General features: G+C 41.9%; 15 protein-coding genes. 13 read left to right on the forward strand and 2 right to left on the reverse strand.

All coding sequences use genetic code 11. The annotated features are described in order from the left end of the window. Positions 1-2 precede the first annotated feature (2 nt). Entirely contained in the window at positions 3-2,906 is a 2,904-nt protein-coding gene (locus MKY11_RS04630; RefSeq protein ID WP_342501897.1) for a 5'-nucleotidase C-terminal domain-containing protein, read from the forward strand. 32 nt (positions 2,907-2,938) lie between these two features. Next, positions 2,939-3,505: a class D sortase gene (locus tag MKY11_RS04635; protein WP_025207002.1), complete on the forward strand. Its 567-nt coding sequence runs from the start codon at positions 2,939-2,941 to the stop codon at positions 3,503-3,505. 34 nt (positions 3,506-3,539) lie between these two features. On the opposite strand, the gene MKY11_RS04640 is transcribed toward MKY11_RS04635, so the two are convergent. Further along, positions 3,540-4,442, reverse strand: coding sequence for an RluA family pseudouridine synthase (locus tag MKY11_RS04640; protein WP_024719946.1), 903 nt, complete (start codon positions 4,440-4,442; stop codon positions 3,540-3,542). Between the two features lie 108 nt (positions 4,443-4,550). On the opposite strand from MKY11_RS04640, the gene MKY11_RS04645 reads away from it, so the two are divergent. The 3 genes from MKY11_RS04645 (at position 4,551) to MKY11_RS04655 (ending at position 7,418) form a co-directional block, all read left to right on the forward strand. After that, positions 4,551-4,892, forward strand: coding sequence for a DUF5365 family protein (locus MKY11_RS04645; RefSeq protein WP_024719947.1), 342 nt, complete (start codon positions 4,551-4,553; stop codon positions 4,890-4,892). Positions 4,893-5,199: 307 nt separating this feature from the next. Next, positions 5,200-5,865 (forward strand): HAD family hydrolase, encoded by a 666-nt coding sequence (locus MKY11_RS04650; RefSeq protein ID WP_017366913.1) that lies wholly within the window; start codon positions 5,200-5,202, stop codon positions 5,863-5,865. Positions 5,866-5,879: 14 nt separating this feature from the next. After that, on the forward strand, positions 5,880-7,418 hold the full coding sequence (locus MKY11_RS04655) for a bifunctional GNAT family N-acetyltransferase/carbon-nitrogen hydrolase family protein (protein ID WP_007497061.1): 1,539 nt from the start codon (positions 5,880-5,882) through the stop codon (positions 7,416-7,418). A gap of 45 nt (positions 7,419-7,463) precedes the next feature. On the opposite strand, the gene MKY11_RS04660 is transcribed toward MKY11_RS04655, so the two are convergent. Further along, positions 7,464-7,880: a hypothetical protein gene (locus MKY11_RS04660; RefSeq protein WP_024719949.1), complete on the reverse strand. Its 417-nt coding sequence runs from the start codon at positions 7,878-7,880 to the stop codon at positions 7,464-7,466. A 166-nt stretch (positions 7,881-8,046) separates the two neighbouring features. Here MKY11_RS04660 and MKY11_RS04665 point away from each other — a divergent pair, with 166 nt between their 5' ends. From MKY11_RS04665 to glpD, 8 genes are all read left to right on the forward strand, one after another. Next, positions 8,047-8,463, forward strand: coding sequence for a VOC family protein (locus MKY11_RS04665; RefSeq protein WP_024719950.1), 417 nt, complete (start codon positions 8,047-8,049; stop codon positions 8,461-8,463). 83 nt (positions 8,464-8,546) lie between these two features. Beyond that, complete coding sequence (locus MKY11_RS04670) at positions 8,547-9,464, forward strand: AEC family transporter (protein ID WP_007497064.1); 918 nt, start codon at positions 8,547-8,549, stop codon at positions 9,462-9,464. A 28-nt stretch (positions 9,465-9,492) separates the two neighbouring features. Further along, positions 9,493-11,085 (forward strand): PucR family transcriptional regulator, encoded by a 1,593-nt coding sequence (locus MKY11_RS04675; protein ID WP_274661015.1) that lies wholly within the window; start codon positions 9,493-9,495, stop codon positions 11,083-11,085. 241 nt (positions 11,086-11,326) lie between these two features. Continuing rightward, on the forward strand, positions 11,327-12,664 hold the full coding sequence (locus MKY11_RS04680; RefSeq protein ID WP_047946631.1) for an aspartate aminotransferase family protein: 1,338 nt from the start codon (positions 11,327-11,329) through the stop codon (positions 12,662-12,664). 163 nt (positions 12,665-12,827) lie between these two features. After that, positions 12,828-13,385 (forward strand): glycerol-3-phosphate responsive antiterminator, encoded by a 558-nt coding sequence (locus MKY11_RS04685; RefSeq protein ID WP_017360356.1) that lies wholly within the window; start codon positions 12,828-12,830, stop codon positions 13,383-13,385. 215 nt (positions 13,386-13,600) lie between these two features. After that, complete coding sequence (locus MKY11_RS04690; RefSeq protein ID WP_274661014.1) at positions 13,601-14,416, forward strand: MIP/aquaporin family protein; 816 nt, start codon at positions 13,601-13,603, stop codon at positions 14,414-14,416. Between the two features lie 15 nt (positions 14,417-14,431). Next, positions 14,432-15,928, forward strand: coding sequence for a glycerol kinase GlpK (glpK, locus tag MKY11_RS04695; protein WP_268372505.1), 1,497 nt, complete (start codon positions 14,432-14,434; stop codon positions 15,926-15,928). 139 nt (positions 15,929-16,067) lie between these two features. After that, on the forward strand, positions 16,068-17,729 hold the full coding sequence (gene glpD / locus MKY11_RS04700; RefSeq protein WP_274661013.1) for a glycerol-3-phosphate dehydrogenase: 1,662 nt from the start codon (positions 16,068-16,070) through the stop codon (positions 17,727-17,729). The last annotated feature ends 9 nt before the right edge of the window (positions 17,730-17,738 follow it).

A 17,738-nucleotide genomic window follows, 5' to 3' on the forward strand; every position in this document is an offset into this window, starting at 1 on the left:
TAATGAAACGTATACAATCCGTTCGAATGGTCTGTTGTTTGATTTTGGTGATATTTAGTCTGCAATCTTTACTGCCTAGTATGATGACAGCTGAGGCGTTTTCTTCTGAGAAAAAGGAGACTTTATGGAAACAAACAAAGCCGATGAACATAAAAAAAGCCCGAAAACTGATAGGAGAAACGGTAACGGTGAGCGGAATCGTAACAGCAGATCAATCCGCTATAGGGAATGGGAAACTATCAACATATATTCAAGACAAAACAGCTGGTCTCAATATTTATTCTGCGCAGCCTAAGAATTTTCCAGAACTGAAAGCAGGCATGAAGGTCACGGTGACTGGCAAGGTAACGACTTATAAAGGGCTCGTTGAAATTGTGCCAGATCAAGATCGTCTGAAGATAGATGCTGTGAATCAGCCATTGCCTTCGCCAAAGAAAGTTTCCATTAAACAATTGGAATCGGATCAAGCAAGCAAATATGAAGGAAGATTAGTGAAGGTAAAAGGCTATGTAGAACAAGCGCCAGATCAGCCAGCTGGCGGTGGATACAATGTGGTCATCATTGATAAAAAATATCATAGCACAGTCCTTAGAGTCATGGTTGATACGGGTGCCATTGATCAAGTGAAGACCGGAAAATGGTATGAGTTTACTGGCGTTTTAAGCAGATATGATACGCTGCAAGTACTTCCAAGACACAAAACCGATGTCAAATTGCTGAAGTACCAGCCAAAGCCGCCAAAAATCAAAAAAGAATATGAGGCAACGGTAGATCGTGTTGTGGATGGAGATACCATTCATTTGAAGAAGCCTGTGCTCGGCACAACAAAGGTACGCTTCGTGAATATGGACACACCAGAAACCTACCACAAGCCAAAGAATGAATTAGATCAAAACCAGCTGCGCTTTGGACAAAAAGCAACGGATTATTTAAAAACGCTTCTTTCAAGTGGTGATCGAGTCACATTAAAGATTGGCCCGGAAGCAAAGGATGGATATGGACGTCTTTTAGCTCAAGTCAAAACCAAAAAAGGGCTGAATACGAACCTAGAGCTTGTGAAAAAAGGATATGCCCCTACTTATTTCATCTGGCCTGTTGGAGATGAAAAAGAGTATCAGATGTTCCAGCAAGCAGTGAAAGATGCCAAGGAAAAAGGGCTTGGTATTTGGAATGAAGAAGATCCTCTGTTAGAACAGCCGTTTGAATTTAGAGCACGCGAGCAGAAAAAAGGGCTCACACGTTATGTGGGGGATTCATCTGCAAAAACCTACGTATCACCTGACAGCTGGAATGAGATCGATGTAGATAAACGTGTCTTTTTTGCTTCTAAAGAAGAGGCAGAGCAGGCTGGATATCAGGCGTCAGAATCATCTAGTGAAGTCCCATTAACCATTTTAAGCATGAATGATTTGCATGGGAAAATTGATCAGCAATATGAGCTGGATGTAAAAGGTGATGGCAGTAAAGGAACATATGGACGGATGGATTATGTGGCGGCTTATATAAAACAAAAGCAAGCTGCGCAAAAAAATACACTGACAGTTCATGCAGGAGATATGATAGGCGGAAGCTCGCCAATATCTTCTCTTTTACAAGATGAACCAACGGTTGAACTAATGGAGAACATCGGCTTTGACGTTGGGACAGTTGGCAACCATGAGTTTGATGAAGGTGTAGACGAACTATTACGAATCTTAAAAGGTGGAGATCACCCGAAAGGCACAAAAGGATATGATGGGCAGAACTTCCCGCTTGTTTGTGCAAACTGTGAATACAAGGATACTGGCAAACCACTTTTACCGGCCTATGAAATCATGGATGTCGAAGGAATTCCTGTGGCTTTTATCGGGGTTGTGACAACATCAGCGGCAGGTATGGTCATGCCAGAAGGAATTAAAGACATTCAATTTACTGATGAAGTCCAAGCTGTCAATGAAGCAACGAAGGAATTAAAGCAAAAAGGGATTAAAGCGATCGCAGTTCTGGCTCATATGACCGCCTCTCAAAATGGTGATACCATTACTGGAGAAAGTGCAAGGCTGGCCAAAGAAGGTGATGACGAAATCGATGTCATTTTCGCTGGCCATAATCACGAAGTGGTCAATGGAGAGGTGAATGGAAAATTAATTGTCCAAGCCTTTGAATACGGAAAGGCAATTGGAGAAGTCAATGTCACACTTGACAGGAAAACAAAAGATATTGTCAAAAAGAGTGCAAAGATCCAGTATGTAGACCAGGCTGGTATTGAAAAGGATCAGGAGGCAGCGGACATTTTAGCTCATTACGGAAAAGAAGTGGAGCCGATTATTAGTGAGGTGGTTGGAGAAGCAGGGGTCAAGATGGAGGGCGGCTATTCAAATGATGGTGATACACCACTTGGCAATCTCATTGCGGATGGCATGAGATATTCAATGAAAAGTGACTTTGCCATGATGAATGGTGGCGGCATCAGACAAAATCTCGAAAAAGGACCCATTACTTGGGGGGACCTCTTTAATATTCAGCCATTTGGAAATGTGTTAGTGAAGCTGGACATCAAGGGGAAAGATTTAGTTGATATCATTGAAGCTCAAATATCTCCTCAATTTGGACCGGATTATAGCATTTCAGGCTTTTCTTATTCGTACAATCCGTTAACATATAAAGTAGTCGACTTAAAACTGCCTGATGGTTCTTCCGTTGATTTCGATAAAACGTATACACTCACAGTGAACAACTTCATGGCGACTGCCACTGGAAGTAAGTATGCACCGATTGGGCGGCTAGGGAAAAATCCGGAAACAGGCCCAGAAGATTTAGAAGCAACGGTCGCTTTTGTAAAAAGCTTCGAGGGAGCTTCTATTGTGTATCAAAAAGAGGGCCGAATTCAACAAGCGAAACAAGAAGAAAAGGCAGCAGCAAGCTAAAGAATCATCAGCAAAGACAAAGGAGTTAACGCATGAAAAAATGGCTTGCAGTGATTGTCATGTCAGCGGGGATTGTGGTGCTTGGCTGGGGAATCTGGCAAATCGCTTCTACTCACTTACAAACAGCACATTCTTTAGAGGAAGCAAAGAAGGTCGTAGAAACTGATCAAGGGATGACAAAGGAAAAATTTTCACCTGAAATGGGGAAAGCCTCTGGCATCCTGACCATTCCGAAATTAAAAGCCGATTTGCCGATTGTTGAAGGGACAGATGCGGACGACCTTGCCAAAGGCGTCGGTCATTACAAAGGCAGTTATTACCCTGATCAAAATGGACAAATCGTTTTGTCGGGACACAGGGATACGGTCTTCCGCCGGACTGGTGAACTGGATATTGGGGATCAGCTGAAAATCACTGTACCGTATGGCGAGTTTGTTTATGAAATTACGCATACGAAAATTGTGGATCAGCACGATACATCCATTATTACCTTACAAAATAAAAAGGAAGAGCTTGTGTTAACCACATGCTATCCATTTCATTTTGTCGGCAACGCACCAGAGCGGTACATTATTTATGCGAAAAGAGCATCTGTCTAACGTCAAAAGAGCCTGTATGATCAGGCTCTTTTTTCTACATATTGTCCATTAATTCAGCCATATCAGGTGGAAGCGGTGCTTCTATCGTCAGCTTTTCACCTGTGAATGGATGGTTCATGTCTACTTGTTTGGCATGAAGGGCGCATCTGTTTATCAGGTCACGCTTCCCGCCATATAATGTATCGCCAGCTAAAGGATGCCCGAGACTGCTAAGATGGACCCGAATTTGATGCGTTCTGCCTGTTTCTAATCGCAGCTTAACGGCCGTCATCTGTAAACGTTTATTGAGATGGAAGACCTCATAATGAGTCTTGGCGCTTTGACCAGTAGGAGAAACCCTCCTTCTGACGGCATGGTGTTTATCACGTCCAATGGCTGCTTGGATCGTTCCTTTCTTTTTCTTAAACAGTCCTTGTGCGATGGCAAGATACGTTCTGTTAATCGCTTTTTTTGAAAGCATTTGATCGAGTACAGCATGTGCCAACCTGTGTTTGGCAAAAATAACGGTGCCGCTTGTGTCTTGATCCAGCCTATGTATATGTCTGACCCGCTTTTCTTCTCCATTTGCTTGAAAATGGAAAGCGACTAGGTTCGCCAGCGTACCTGTTTGTCCTTTTTCATTTGGATGCGTCGGCTTTCCAGCAGGCTTTTGGACAACTAATAAATGCTCGTCTTCAAAGAGTACCTCTAATTCACCGTATTCTGGCGTCACATCACTTTCTTCCGTCTCAAATAAATCAATGAGAATCTGATCACCTGTACTCACTTTTGCAGCATGGTGGGCAGGTTTTTGATTGAGACGGACTTTTTGGTGCTCCATCCAAAAATGGATAATTGGTTTAGAGGCAGACACTTCGTCTTTTAAAAATTGACTTAAGGAAATGCCATTTTGCTGCTCACCTACTTTTAGGGAGAGCATGTGTCCTTTTATGATCATGATATTCGTCCTCTCTTTGGGTATATATAGGAAACACTTACCTTAGCGAATGACTTTTTTTCTGTGCTATTCTGAATGGAGTAATAACGACAGAGAGGTAGATGCCACGTGAGATTAATGAAAGCTGCGACAGACCTTCAAGAGCAGGCAATTGAAGAAGTATCAAAGGAAATTGAAGATCTCTTATCCCATTCTGTCAATGGAGAAGCGCAGGAAAAACAACCCCCGCTTACATTCATTGATGGTGTGTATAACGGGACAATGGATGATGCTTTTCGTATCTTATCAGGTCTTCAGCTATTACATACCATTATTTTAAAGCCGAAGCGACATATCACAAAACGAGATCGTGAGTTATTTGAACTCAACCGTGAACAAGTTAATGCGTGCGGCTTTTCTTTCCCGTTTGATTTAGATGATTTTGCAGGCCGTCACCTTCAAAATGCGTAAAAGTTGGTGTGAACTTCCTTGTTAACTTACAAGGTCGTCGCACATACTATTTTTAAGGGAACGGAGAAACCTTCAAGATCTGTAATACCAATTCCGCTCTTTTTCAACAATGTCTATTCTCCACGAATCGGAGCGCTTGGATCTCTTGCAGAAAGAATCGAACATGACAGGAGCCTGACAAAACGATGCAGGCTCCTTTTATACATAATCATTTTAGCAGACATTCATCTTTGAAAGTCAATTTTATTCACGATATGATAGCAGTATGGAAGATATTTCAGACTTTCGGAAAAAAGGAGTGGCCTCTTTGGTAAAGGCGATTATATTTGATTTTGATGGATTAATTTTAGATACAGAAACACATGAATATGAGGTTCTGCAGGAAATGTTTGCGGAGCATGAATCGGAGTTGCCTCTGTCTGTATGGGGAAATGTGATTGGAACGCAGGCAGGTTTTAAGCCTTTTGAATATTTGGAAGAGCAGTTAGGGAAGACATTAGATCATGAGGCACTCACAGAAGACCGGCGTTCACGTTTTCAAAAGAGAATGAAGGACGAAGCAGCAAGACCTGGTGTAGAAGCTTATTTAGAAGCGGCAAAGGAGCTTGGAATTAAGATTGGACTTGCTTCCAGCTCAGATTATAAATGGGTGTCTGATCACCTGAAACAAATTGGACTTTTCGATTACTTTGAATGTATCCGCACGTCAGACGATGTGGAAGAAGTGAAACCTCACCCAGAACTTTATTTGCAAACCGCACAATGCTTAGGCGTTGAGCCAAAAGATTGCGTGGCATTTGAGGACTCTGTGAATGGGTCAATCGCTGCCAAACGAGCGGGTATGAAATGTGTCATCGTGCCAAATAAAGTGACGAGCACACTGCAGTTTGAAGAATATGATGCGAGATTAGAATCCATGGCTGAAATCGAATTGCTCCAGCTATTCCATCAGCTTGAAAAAGAGGATCAGTAAGGGGGCAATACATCATGGCAGAAAAACTAGATTTAACGCGATTTGAAAAAAGAATGGTGATTCGAAATATTAGAGAAGAAGATATCGACCGAATCATTGCATTGCAAGAGGTATGCTTTCCAGGCATGGACCCTTGGAAAAAAGAGCACCTTGAAAGCCACCTTGAACATTTCCCAGAAGGCCAGTTCTGTGCGGAATTCGAGGGAGAAATCATTGGCTCATGTTCAAGTTTATTAATAAACTTTGATGAATACGATGATCGTCACACATGGCAGGACATCACAGATGATGGATATATCACAAACCATAATCCAGATGGGATGAATATGTACGGAATTGAAGTAATGGTCAGTCCTGAGTACCGCCGGATGAAAATCGGTCATCGTTTATACGAAGCAAGAAAAGACTTAGCGAGAAGATTAAATTTAAAAAGCATCATCATTGGCGGACGTATCCCGAATTATCATAAATATCAAGAGGAAATGACGCCTCGCCAATATGTAGAGCAAGTCATGTTGCACCAAATTTATGATCCTGTGCTATCTTTTCAGCTGTTAAATGAATTTAGCCTGATGCGGATCAATCCGAATTACTTGCCGGATGATAAAGCTTCCAGTACGTACGCAACGCTAATGGAATGGAACAATGTCGATTATCGCCCGCAATCGAAAAGATATTATAAATCGGCGTTCCCAGTACGAATTTGTGTCATTCAATATGCAATGAAGCAAATTCATTCCTTTGAGGAGTTTATGAATCAAGTGGAGTATTACGTGGATGTGGCATCAGATGCGTCAGCTGACTTTGCCGTTTTCCCGGAAATCTTTACAACGCAGCTTATGTCATATTTAGAAGAGAGATCACCAAGTCTAGCAGTGCAGCGGATCACAGAATATACCGAGGACTACATCAATTTGTTTACAGATCTCTCGGTCAAGTACAACATTAATATCATCGGTGGTTCTCATTTCGTTGAAGAGGAAGGGAAAATCTATAATATCGCCTATTTATTTAGACGTGATGGAACGATTGAAAAGCAATATAAGCTGCATATCACGCCGAATGAAAGAAAATGGTGGGGGATTTCAGCTGGTGACCAAGTCCGGGTATTTGATACGGACTGCGGTAAAATTGCGATCCAAATTTGCTACGATATTGAATTCCCTGAGCTTGCTCGAATTGCAGCTGACAAAGGAGCGAAAATTATTTTCACTCCATTCTGTACAGAAGACCGTCAAGGCTATTTACGAGTACGTTACTGTGCGCAGGCGAGAGCGGTTGAAAATCAGATATATACGGTCATTTCTGGAACGGTCGGAAACCTTCCGCAAACAGAAAACATGGATGTCCAATATGCACAATCAGCAATCTTTGCACCATCTGATTTTGAATTCGCAAGAGATGGCATTGTAGGGGAATGCAACCCGAATATTGAAATGGTGGTTGTCGGTGATGTCGACTTAGAAATATTAAGAAGACAGCGTCAAGATGGGACGGTTCGTCAGCTGAAAGACCGAAGAAGAGACGTGTACCATATTGAATATAAGAAATAACCAAAACAAGCGCCCCGCAATTATGCGAGGCGCTTTTCTTTATGTTTACATTTTCTTTAATGCGAGTGTAGCAAAGTGGGCAATGCTTTTGGCAGCTAAAAATGGAACGTCTGATTTGACAAGAGATTGATAAATCGTTTTTTCTACTTGTTTCCATGTAAGAGCAGGCTCTTCTAAAAGATTTTTTAAATCAGGTCCTACATGCTGGTTGAAAAACTGTTCAAATTGTTCACGTTTTTCTTGTCCGGCAATCACTTCTAATTTTTGTAGCCACTTTTCTTGTTTTTGGAAAGATTGTTCGATGTTTTGTTTAATGGTGTCTGTTGTTGAAGGAAGCTGAAAATCACTTTCTGCTGTCACCTGCTTCGTTTGAATAGATGCAGCATCAGCTGTTTGTGTAATAGGTGAAGCGAATAAAAGGACAGAGGTGGAGAGCATCAAAGATTTTGCGATTGTTTTCATTAAGAAAACCTCCTAGTTCATTTAGTATTGTGCACGAGATTTATTATATATTTTTGTTAAAATAAGGTAATGAGGCTTACCGCTTATTTTTTCATGCGACAAAGGGATGCCAAATGAAAAGACGAATATACTGAATGGAAATGATGTTTTACAAAGGGAGAGGGATATGGGGCGAGAATCTAAACATCTGTATATCAATTTGCCGGTTAAGCATGTAAATGAGTCAAAGGATTTCTTTGAACAGCTGGGTTTTGACTTTCAACAAGAACTGACGAATGAACATGCTGCTTGTTTTGTGATGAATGAGACGATCACAGTCATGCTGTTATCACTTAAGCATTTCCAATCCATTTCAGAGAAGGAATTGGTAGATGCCAGAAATGGCGCAGAGGTCATTATCTCTTTACAGGTCGAGACGAGGGAAGAGGTTGATGAGCTTGTAGAGCGTGCAATCGCAGCTGGTGGTTCACCGTTTAAGGAAAAACAAGACCATGATTTCATGTATGGCTGGAGCTTTCAGGATCGTGATGGTCATTTATGGGAAGTGTTTTATATGGATGAGGAGAGAAGCGACCTTTCATAAGGGTGCTTCTTTTTTATTGATGATCAGTGGTATGATAAGAGGGTAAAAAATAAGGAATTCATCTAGAGAAAAGTAGGTGCTGCATGGAGTTTTTACTTGTCTTAATGCCAGTGTTCGGCATATTCCTTATAGGGTATATTGGGCAGAAGACAATTGGTTTTGATATACATACGCTCTCATCAATGTCTTTATATTTAATGTCACCATTTCTTGCGTTTGAAACCTTTTATCAAAATAAAGTATCGATGGACTATGTGTACTTATCAATATTTGTCGTAGGGCTTTGTCTTTCACTTGTTTTATGTGTCTTCATTTTATCTCGAATTTACGGGTATTCGAATGAAACGTATTGTGCCATGATTTTGTCATCAGCATTTATGAATAATGGAAATTACGGCACACCTGTTGTCCTTCTTGTTTTTGGAGCAGCTGGTTTAGATATTGCGATTGTGCTAATGGTCCTTCAGCAGCTCGTCATGAGTACGATCGGCATGTATTATGCAGCAAAAGGTGGAGAGGACGCGGGAGACTTGAAGGTCGTTCTAAAAAAAGTGCTGCGTATGCCGGTTGCTTACGGGGCTCTTCTTGGTTTATTATTTCAGCTCATTGACCTTTCATTACCTAAAGAGCTTATGACAGGTGTTCAGCTGGTCGGGGATGCAGCGATACCAACGATTATGCTGATTTTAGGTATGCAGCTCGCAGTGATTTCTTTTAAACAAGTGGATTATCGCAATATTTCCTATGCGGTGCTGCTCAAGCTGTTTATTTCACCTCTCATCGCCTTTGGTTTTACACTTATTTTACCTGTAGATGATTTGGTGAAACAAATTATGATTTTAGTTGCAGCGATGCCGACAGCGGCGAATACAACGCTGATGGCTGTGCAATTTCGAACGAAGCCTGAGTTTGTCTCAAGCACGACGTTTCTCAGTACGATTTTAAGTATTGTGACTTTACCTGTTTTATTATGGATTTTATCCATGCACCCTCTGGGATAGGGGACGGCAAACAAAGGGGGACTTATGAATGAATGTAGATGTTCATTTTCAAGTAAGTGATGTGTTAAAAACGAAGCATTTTACGCATGCGAAAGTGTTAGCTGGGGAAAAGGGATTGTTTCGGCAGGTAAAATGGGTACATGTACTTGAAGTGCCTGCTGTAGAGGATTTGTTAAACGGAGGCGAGCTGATCTTAACGACGGCCGCAGGCTTCCATGATCAATTGGAAGTCTTTCAGGCGTTTTTAAGGCAGTTGATTGACTCAGGTGCGGCTGGACTATGTATTGAATTTGTACCGCTCCGGTTTGATGTACCGGAAGAACTGATTGTTTATGCAGAAGAACGTGATTTTCCGCTTATTCTGTTTACAAAAGAAGTGAAGTTCGTCAATATTACACAGCATCTCCATACGATGATGATTGAGCGTCAGTATCAGATGATGGCGGATTTAGAAACACTGTCGTCCAAGTTGAATGAGCTTTTATTGACTCCTCATCCGCAGATGGATATTTTGGATCAAGTGTATCAGCACGTGAGAGGGATACTACTGCTGATCCCTGTTCAAGGTGAGCCGATTATTTTATGTGATTCATCCAAACAAACAGAAGAGCTTGTGATGAATTATTTGCAGTATGCTTCATTACCAAAAGGATATGAAGTGACGCAAAAACAAGTCCTTGCACTCAAACAAACCTTTGCAGACCTCGTCCTCATTCATCAATCGAACACGCTCTCGGAATTTGAACTGCTTGTGATGGATAAAGGAGCGAATGCCCTTGCCCAGCAAACTTTAAGAGAGCTGTATACAGAAGAGCTGAAGAAGACAAAAGAGAATGAATGGCTGCAAAAATGGTTTCATGAAGAGCATACAGAAAGAGAAATCATAGAACACCTTGAGGAAACAGAAGGACTGAAAAAACCGACCGGCTGTGTGGTGATGCTCTTTCAAAAAAACCACCAAATAGAAGAAATCGCAGGGAATCTTTATTTTCTTGTCTCTTGCCGTTCTATTTTTCAGCGTGCTGGTTTCTATTTGATTGTGTACGAGCATCAAGGACAAACCTTATTTATTTTATTGAATACAAGAAAAGTTGAGGACTGGAAAGAGCGTGCAGAAAAAGCGGCAAACGACATCACGCAATTATATGACCGTGAGAAGCCCGGCGAGGCAGCCATCAATTATGGAATCGGTTCATATTGTGAGCAATTTCAGCGCATGAGAAAAAGTTTTCAAGCAGCGAAAGAAGTGCTGCATTTAAAGAAAGTGATGCCGCAACGGATAAAAAGCCCATTTTATCAAGATTTACATATGCTTCGGTTGATGCCTGTCATGAAAGAAAGCGGGTTATTAGAATGCATGGTGAAAGAGTATTTAGAGCCGGTGATTTTATATGATAAACAAAATAGCGGCAGGCTCTATCAGACGCTGAATATCTTTTTACAGACAAACGGTTCTAAAAAAGAAACCGCAAGCCAGCTCTATATTGTGAGGCAGACGCTTTATCACAGATTGGATAAGCTTCATGCTTTACTTGGTGAGGATATGATGCAAGCGCCAAAACGTCAAGCGCTTGAATTTGCGATCCTTGCTTATGAATTTTTACAGGGGAATCGCCATTAATGGTATATGTTAGATTTGCTAAGGGATCAAGTAGAGTGTCTCATGGTTCTTTTCAATCAGTTGACGATCTGTCTAATGTAATGTGTCTGGCCCCTTTTTTATAATGAGAGTAACGACACGAGCGGTCTTGTTTCAGTTTCATATGCCTCACTTTTTATCCATATAATGAATGGAGAGGTCATATGCAGGACCGGTTTAAGTTTCTTTTATGATGAAAACGGATACATGGGGGCGTGGGAAGATGAAAACACATAACGCACAAGATCTTCAGGCGAAAGATGATCAGTTCATTTGGCATCATATGAAAGGGACAAACAAAGAAAATGAAAGTATGGTGATTCATGAGGCAGAAGGCGCATGGGTGACAGATATTCATGGAAATCGTTATTTAGACGGAATGTCAGGACTGTGGTGTGTAAATGCCGGATATGGACGTAAAGAGCTTGCAGAAGCGGCGTATAAGCAATTAAATACGATGCCTTACTACCCACTGACACAAAGCCATGTGCCAGCGATTCAGCTGGCTGAGAAGCTCAATGAATGGCTAGACGGGGACTATGTGATCTTCTTTTCTAACAGTGGTTCTGAAGCGAATGAAGCGGCATTTAAAATTGCCAAACAATATCATGCGCAAAAGGGAGAGAGTACACGCACAAAATTTATTTCCCGATATCGATCGTATCATGGCAACACAGCAGCAGCTCTAGCCGCAACGGGTCAAGCGCAGCGTAAGTACAAATATGAACCGTTAGGGCAGGGGTTTATCCATGTCGCACCGCCTGATATGTATCGTCATCCTGAGGATCAAGAGAATCTGGCGAGTGCTGCGGCAATAGATCAGGCCATGACGTGGGAACTAAGTGAGACGATAGCTGGGGTCATTATGGAGCCGATCATTACGGGCGGAGGTATCCTAATGCCGCCAAAAGGGTATTTGAAGAAGGTCAAAGATATCTGTGAAGCCCATGGAGCGCTTCTCATTGTAGATGAAGTCATCTGCGGATTTGGCCGGACAGGAAAGCGGTTTGGATTTATGCATGAGGAAGTGAAGCCAGATATCATCACCATGGCAAAAGGGATCACAAGTGGATATTTACCGCTATCTGCAACGTGCGTGAAACGAGACATTTATGAAGCGTATGCAGGAGAAGATACGTATGACAGGCTACGGCATGTGAATACATTTGGCGGTCACCCTGCTTCCTGTGCGGTGGCACTTGCTAACCTAGACATCATGGAAAACGAGCAATTAGTGGAGCGGTCAGGCACGCTTGGCCAAGACATGCTCGAACGTTTGCAAGAGTTAAAAGAGCATCCATTTGTCGGTGATGTGAGAGGAAAAGGCCTGCTGTTTGGGATTGAGCTTGTGCAGGATCAGGCGTCAAAAAAGCCAGCTGATCCAAGTGTAGTCGGTCAATTGATTGCAGAATGTAAAAAACGAGGATTGATCATCGGGAAAAATGGCGATACAGTGGCTGGCTATAATAACGTGGCACAGCTCGCACCACCGCTAAATATCACTGATGAAGACGCCTCATTCATTATTCATACTTTAAAAGAAAGCATGGCGCAATTATAGCAGAGAGATTTCTCTGCTTTTTTCTATGCCCTGAAAGGATCAGGTCTGAATCGATCTGCTAGGCTGAATGGTCAATGGGTACACTAGGTGTATTGAAAAAAACATGCGATTCTATTACTGTAAGGAGAAGATAGAACCAATACACACGAGAAGGAGACGGCATATGAGTTTTCATGATCAACCCATTCTACCTGCTGTTCGCAATATGAAGCAATTTGAGGAATTTTTAAAAAGTCCATTTACATATGGGGTCTTACTGGATGTTCACTTAGGGCGGCTTAAGGGCATCATGAATGAGGCGAATGCGCATCATAAAAAAATGTTTGTCCATGTCGATCTCATTCACGGAATCAAACATGATGAGTACGGAACGGAATTTATTTGTCAGGAAATGAAACCAGCTGGCATTATTTCTACTAGGTCTTCTGTCATAGTAAAAGCCAAGCAGAAAAAGGTATATGCCATCCAGCGAATGTTTTTACTTGATACAAGTGCGATGGAAAAAAGCATGGAGTTTGTCGGGAAACATCGTCCAGATTTTATTGAAGTATTGCCGGGTGTCGTGCCAGATTTAATTACAGAAGTGCGCGAAAGAGCTGGAATACCAATATTTGCAGGAGGATTTATCCGAACAAAAGAAGATGTAGAAAGGGCACTTGCAGCAGGGGCGACAGCTGTCACCACATCGAATACAGAGCTTTGGAAAGCGTTCCAAAAGTGAAAAAGATAAAATGTGAAAATTGATTGACAACGTTTTCATCCTCTGTTACTATAGCACTAAGTTAATATCATGTGATGGAGAAACGGAGATCCACAACGACGCTTTACTAGGTGACAAATGACCCTGATGTAAAGTATGTTTGTTGTGGATCTTTTTTCTTTATCTTTTCTACACATTTATAGGGGATGGCAACTGAACCAGAGGAGGAATTTTTCATGACACCATTTTGGGGTGAAGTCGTTGGTACAATGCTTCTGATTATTTTCGGAGGCGGTGTGTGTGCGGCAGTCAGTTTAAAGAAATCGCTCGCTTACCAGTCCGGCTGGATTGTAATCGCTTTCGGATGGGGATTTGCAGTAGCGATTGCAGCTTATGCCACTGGAGGAATTAGCGGTGCACATTTAAATCCGGCGCTGACAATAGGTCTTGCATTAGAAGGAAGTTTTCCTTGGGCTGATGTTCCATTGTATATTGTCGGTCAAATGCTTGGCGCATTACTCGGAGCTATTATTGTCTTCTTACATTACTTACCACACTGGAAAGCGACAGACGATCCAGGTGCAAAACTAGGCGTATTCTCAACTGGTCCTGCGATTCCGCATACTTTTGCAAACGTGCTCAGTGAAGTCATTGGTACATTTGTATTGGTGGTAGGAATTTTAGCGATTGGTGCAAATAAATTTGCAGACGGAGTCAATCCGCTGATTGTTGGTTTCTTAATTGTCGCAATTGGTCTTTCATTAGGTGGTACAACTGGTTACGCAATTAACCCTGCACGTGATTTAGGTCCAAGAATCGCACATGCCATTCTGCCGATTCCAGGTAAAGGTCCATCAAATTGGAAATATGCTTGGGTTCCTGTTGTTGGTCCAATTTTGGGCGGTGCATTTGGCGGTGTTTTCTATAATGCAGCCTTTAAAGCGAACGTCACACCAGCCTTTTGGATTGTAAGCGTTATTTTAGTTGTGGTATTGTTAGGACTCTATGTTTCTACGAAAAACCAGACAAATGCTGTCAATGAAAGTATGTAAGGGGAGGAAAACATCATGGCAAAAGAAAAATATATTCTCGCATTAGATCAAGGGACAACAAGCTCAAGAGCGATCTTATTTGATCAAGAAGGTAAAATTGCCCATACAGCTCAGAAGGAATTCAATCAATATTTTCCGAACCCAGGCTGGGTAGAACACAATGCAAATGAAATTTGGAGCTCTGTTCTATCAGTTATTTCAACTGCTTTAATCGAATCAGGAATTGAAGCAGATCAAATCGCCGGTATCGGAATTACGAACCAGCGTGAGACAGCTGTCGTTTGGGATAAACATACAGGCGCACCCGTTTACAATGCAATTGTTTGGCAGTCACGACAAACATCTGGTATATGTGATGAGCTAAAAGCGCAAGGGCACGATGAAACGTTTAGAAATAAAACGGGTCTACTCATTGATGCTTATTTCTCAGGTACTAAAGTGAAATGGATTTTAGACAATGTCGAAGGTGCTCGTGAGAAAGCAGAAAATGGTGACTTGCTGTTTGGCACAATCGATACATGGCTCATTTGGAAAATGACTGGCGGTCAATCACACGTGACAGATTATTCAAATGCATCAAGAACGTTAATGTTCAATATTTACGATCTGAAATGGGATGAAGAACTACTTGATATTTTAGGTGTTCCAGCTTCCATGCTGCCAGACGTCAAACCATCATCACACATTTATGGTGAAACAACAGACTATCACTTCTTCGGTAAAAATATTCCGATTGCAGGAGCGGCAGGAGATCAGCAGTCTGCGTTATTCGGTCAGGCTTGCTTTGAAGAAGGAATGGCGAAGAACACATATGGTACAGGATGTTTCATGTTGATGAATACAGGGGAAAAAGCAATTAAGTCAGATCATGGATTGTTAACGACGATTGCATGGGGCATTGACGGCAAAGTTGAATATGCTTTAGAAGGAAGTATTTTCGTTGCTGGCTCAGCGATCCAGTGGCTGCGTGATGGACTTAGAATGTTTAAAGACTCAAAAGACAGTGAAGCTTATGCTAAGCGCGTTGAGTCAACAGACGGCGTATATGTCGTACCAGCATTCGTTGGTTTAGGCACACCATACTGGGATAGTGATGTCCGAGGCGCTGTATTCGGTTTAACACGCGGTACTTCTAAAGAGCACTTTGTTCGTGCAACGTTAGAATCACTTGCTTATCAAACGAAAGATGTTTTAGATGCGATGGAAAAAGATTCAAACATCTCACTTAAAACATTACGTGTCGATGGCGGGGCTGTAAAGAATGATTTCTTAATGGGCTTCCAAAGTGATTTGCTCGATGTACCAGTAGAACGTCCAGAAATTAATGAAACGACGGCACTCGGTGCGGCCTATCTTGCGGGAATAGCAGTTGGCTTCTGGAACGACCGTTCAGACATTGCAAAACAATGGAACCTTGACAAGCGCTTTGAACCTAAAATGGAAGAAGACAGCCGTGACTCGTTATACAGCGGGTGGAAAAAGGCTGTAAAAGCAGCTCAAGCTTTCAAATAAACAAAAAGTATGGTATACTTCAAGTAAGTTAATAGAACGGTTGGAGAACTGGAGAGACCGCAAGCACCGAAGTGTAGAAATACGCTTTGGGTGTTTGCGGTCTCTTTTTCTTTACCGTACAACATGGGAGGAACAAGAGATGACTTTTTCTAGCTTAGAAAGAGAACAAATGCTTCAGGACATGACAAAAAAACCATATGATGTGTTTATCATTGGTGGGGGTATTACAGGCGCAGGTACAGCACTTGATGCGGCTTCACGCGGAATGCGTGTCGGTCTTGCGGAAATGCAGGACTTCGCAGCAGGTACGTCTAGCCGCTCAACGAAACTTGTACACGGCGGACTTCGTTATTTAAAACAATTTGAAGTGAAAATGGTCGCAGAGGTCGGTAAAGAGCGTGCCATCGTATACGAAAACGGTCCTCATGTGACAACGCCAGAATGGATGCTTCTTCCGATGCATAAAGGCGGGACATTCGGTAAGTTTTCAACTTCAATCGGACTTAGAGTATATGACTTTTTAGCTGGCGTTAAGCATAGTGAACGCAGAAGTATGCTAAGTGCAAAAGAAACACTTGCAAAAGAACCACTTGTGAAAAAGGATGGCTTAAAAGGCGGGGGCTACTATGTTGAATACCGTACAGATGATGCACGCCTGACAATTGAAGTCATGAAAGAGGCTGTGAAATTCGGGGCAGAAGCGGTCAACTATGCGAAAGTAAAAGAATTTATTTATGATAAAGGCAAAGTTGTCGGTGTTGTCATTGAAGATGTGATGACGCAAAAAACATACGACGTATATGCGAAGAAGATTGTCAATGCGACTGGTCCTTGGGTCGATCAGCTAAGAGACAAGGATCACTCAAAAGAGGGGAAACATTTACAGCATACTAAAGGAATTCACTTAGTATTTGACCAATCTGTTTTCCCATTAAAACAAGCAATCTACTTTGACACACCTGATAAACGAATGGTCTTTGCGATTCCAAGAGAAGGAAAAACGTATGTGGGAACAACAGATACAGTTTACAAAAAACAGCTGGAACATCCGCGTATGACAAAAGCAGATCGTGATTACGTGATCAAAGCCATTCAATATATGTTCCCAGATCTTCATATTACAGAGAAAGACGTTGAATCTAACTGGGCTGGTCTTCGTCCACTCATTCATGAAGAAGGAAAAGATCCTTCAGAAATTTCTCGTAAGGATGAGGTATGGACATCATCTTCAGGCTTAATCACGATTGCTGGCGGTAAATTAACAGGTTACCGTAAAATGGCTGAACACATTGTGAATCTTGTACGTGATGGACTTAAAGAGGAAACTGGAAAAGATTTCGGACCATGTAAAACGAAACATATGCCAATTTCAGGCGGACATGTAGGCGGTTCAAAAAATATGGCATCCTTTGTTCAAGCGAAAACGGCAGAAGGAGCATCCATTGGTTTGACAGAACCGATTGCACAAAAATTAGCTGAGAAATATGGCTCAAACGTCAGCAATGTCTTCAAGCGTGTGGAGCAGCTTCAAGGGGAAGCAGACAAACGAAACATTCCCGCATATGTGTTGGCTGAACTTGTCTATGCGATCGAAGAAGAATTGGCTGTAACACCTGTCGATTTCTTCTTGAGAAGAACAGGCAGCCTATTATTTAATATCAATTGGGCAAAAACGTATGCACAGCCTGTTGTTGACTATATGGCAGATCGTTTTGGCTGGGATGAAGCGACAAAACAGAAACATCAAACTGAATTAGACCGACTATTCCATGAAGCAGTCGTACCGCTTGATGCTGAATAAGTAAAAAGC

This window comes from Bacillus sp. FSL W7-1085 (assembly GCF_038595035.1).
GTDB lineage: Bacteria > Bacillota > Bacilli > Bacillales > Bacillaceae > Bacillus > Bacillus altitudinis.

What these genes read in the sequence shown, in the direction of transcription:
- MKY11_RS04665 (WP_024719950.1), top strand. Translation starts at nt 8,047, where the DNA reads ATGGGGCGAGAATCTAAACATCTGTATATCAATTTGCCGGTTAAGCAT.
- MKY11_RS04655 (WP_007497061.1), top strand. Translation starts at nt 5,880, where the DNA reads ATGGCAGAAAAACTAGATTTAACGCGATTTGAAAAAAGAATGGTGATT.
- MKY11_RS04635 (WP_025207002.1), top strand. Translation starts at nt 2,939, where the DNA reads ATGAAAAAATGGCTTGCAGTGATTGTCATGTCAGCGGGGATTGTGGTG.
- MKY11_RS04680 (WP_047946631.1), top strand. Translation starts at nt 11,327, where the DNA reads ATGAAAACACATAACGCACAAGATCTTCAGGCGAAAGATGATCAGTTC.
- MKY11_RS04675 (WP_274661015.1), top strand. Translation starts at nt 9,493, where the DNA reads ATGAATGTAGATGTTCATTTTCAAGTAAGTGATGTGTTAAAAACGAAG.
- glpK (WP_268372505.1), top strand. Translation starts at nt 14,432, where the DNA reads ATGGCAAAAGAAAAATATATTCTCGCATTAGATCAAGGGACAACAAGC.
- MKY11_RS04630 (WP_342501897.1), top strand. Translation starts at nt 3, where the DNA reads ATGAAACGTATACAATCCGTTCGAATGGTCTGTTGTTTGATTTTGGTG.
- MKY11_RS04670 (WP_007497064.1), top strand. Translation starts at nt 8,547, where the DNA reads ATGGAGTTTTTACTTGTCTTAATGCCAGTGTTCGGCATATTCCTTATA.
- MKY11_RS04640 (WP_024719946.1), bottom strand. Translation starts at nt 4,442, where the DNA reads ATGATCATAAAAGGACACATGCTCTCCCTAAAAGTAGGTGAGCAGCAA.
- glpD (WP_274661013.1), top strand. Translation starts at nt 16,068, where the DNA reads ATGACTTTTTCTAGCTTAGAAAGAGAACAAATGCTTCAGGACATGACA.
- MKY11_RS04660 (WP_024719949.1), bottom strand. Translation starts at nt 7,880, where the DNA reads ATGAAAACAATCGCAAAATCTTTGATGCTCTCCACCTCTGTCCTTTTA.
- MKY11_RS04685 (WP_017360356.1), top strand. Translation starts at nt 12,828, where the DNA reads ATGAGTTTTCATGATCAACCCATTCTACCTGCTGTTCGCAATATGAAG.
- MKY11_RS04690 (WP_274661014.1), top strand. Translation starts at nt 13,601, where the DNA reads ATGACACCATTTTGGGGTGAAGTCGTTGGTACAATGCTTCTGATTATT.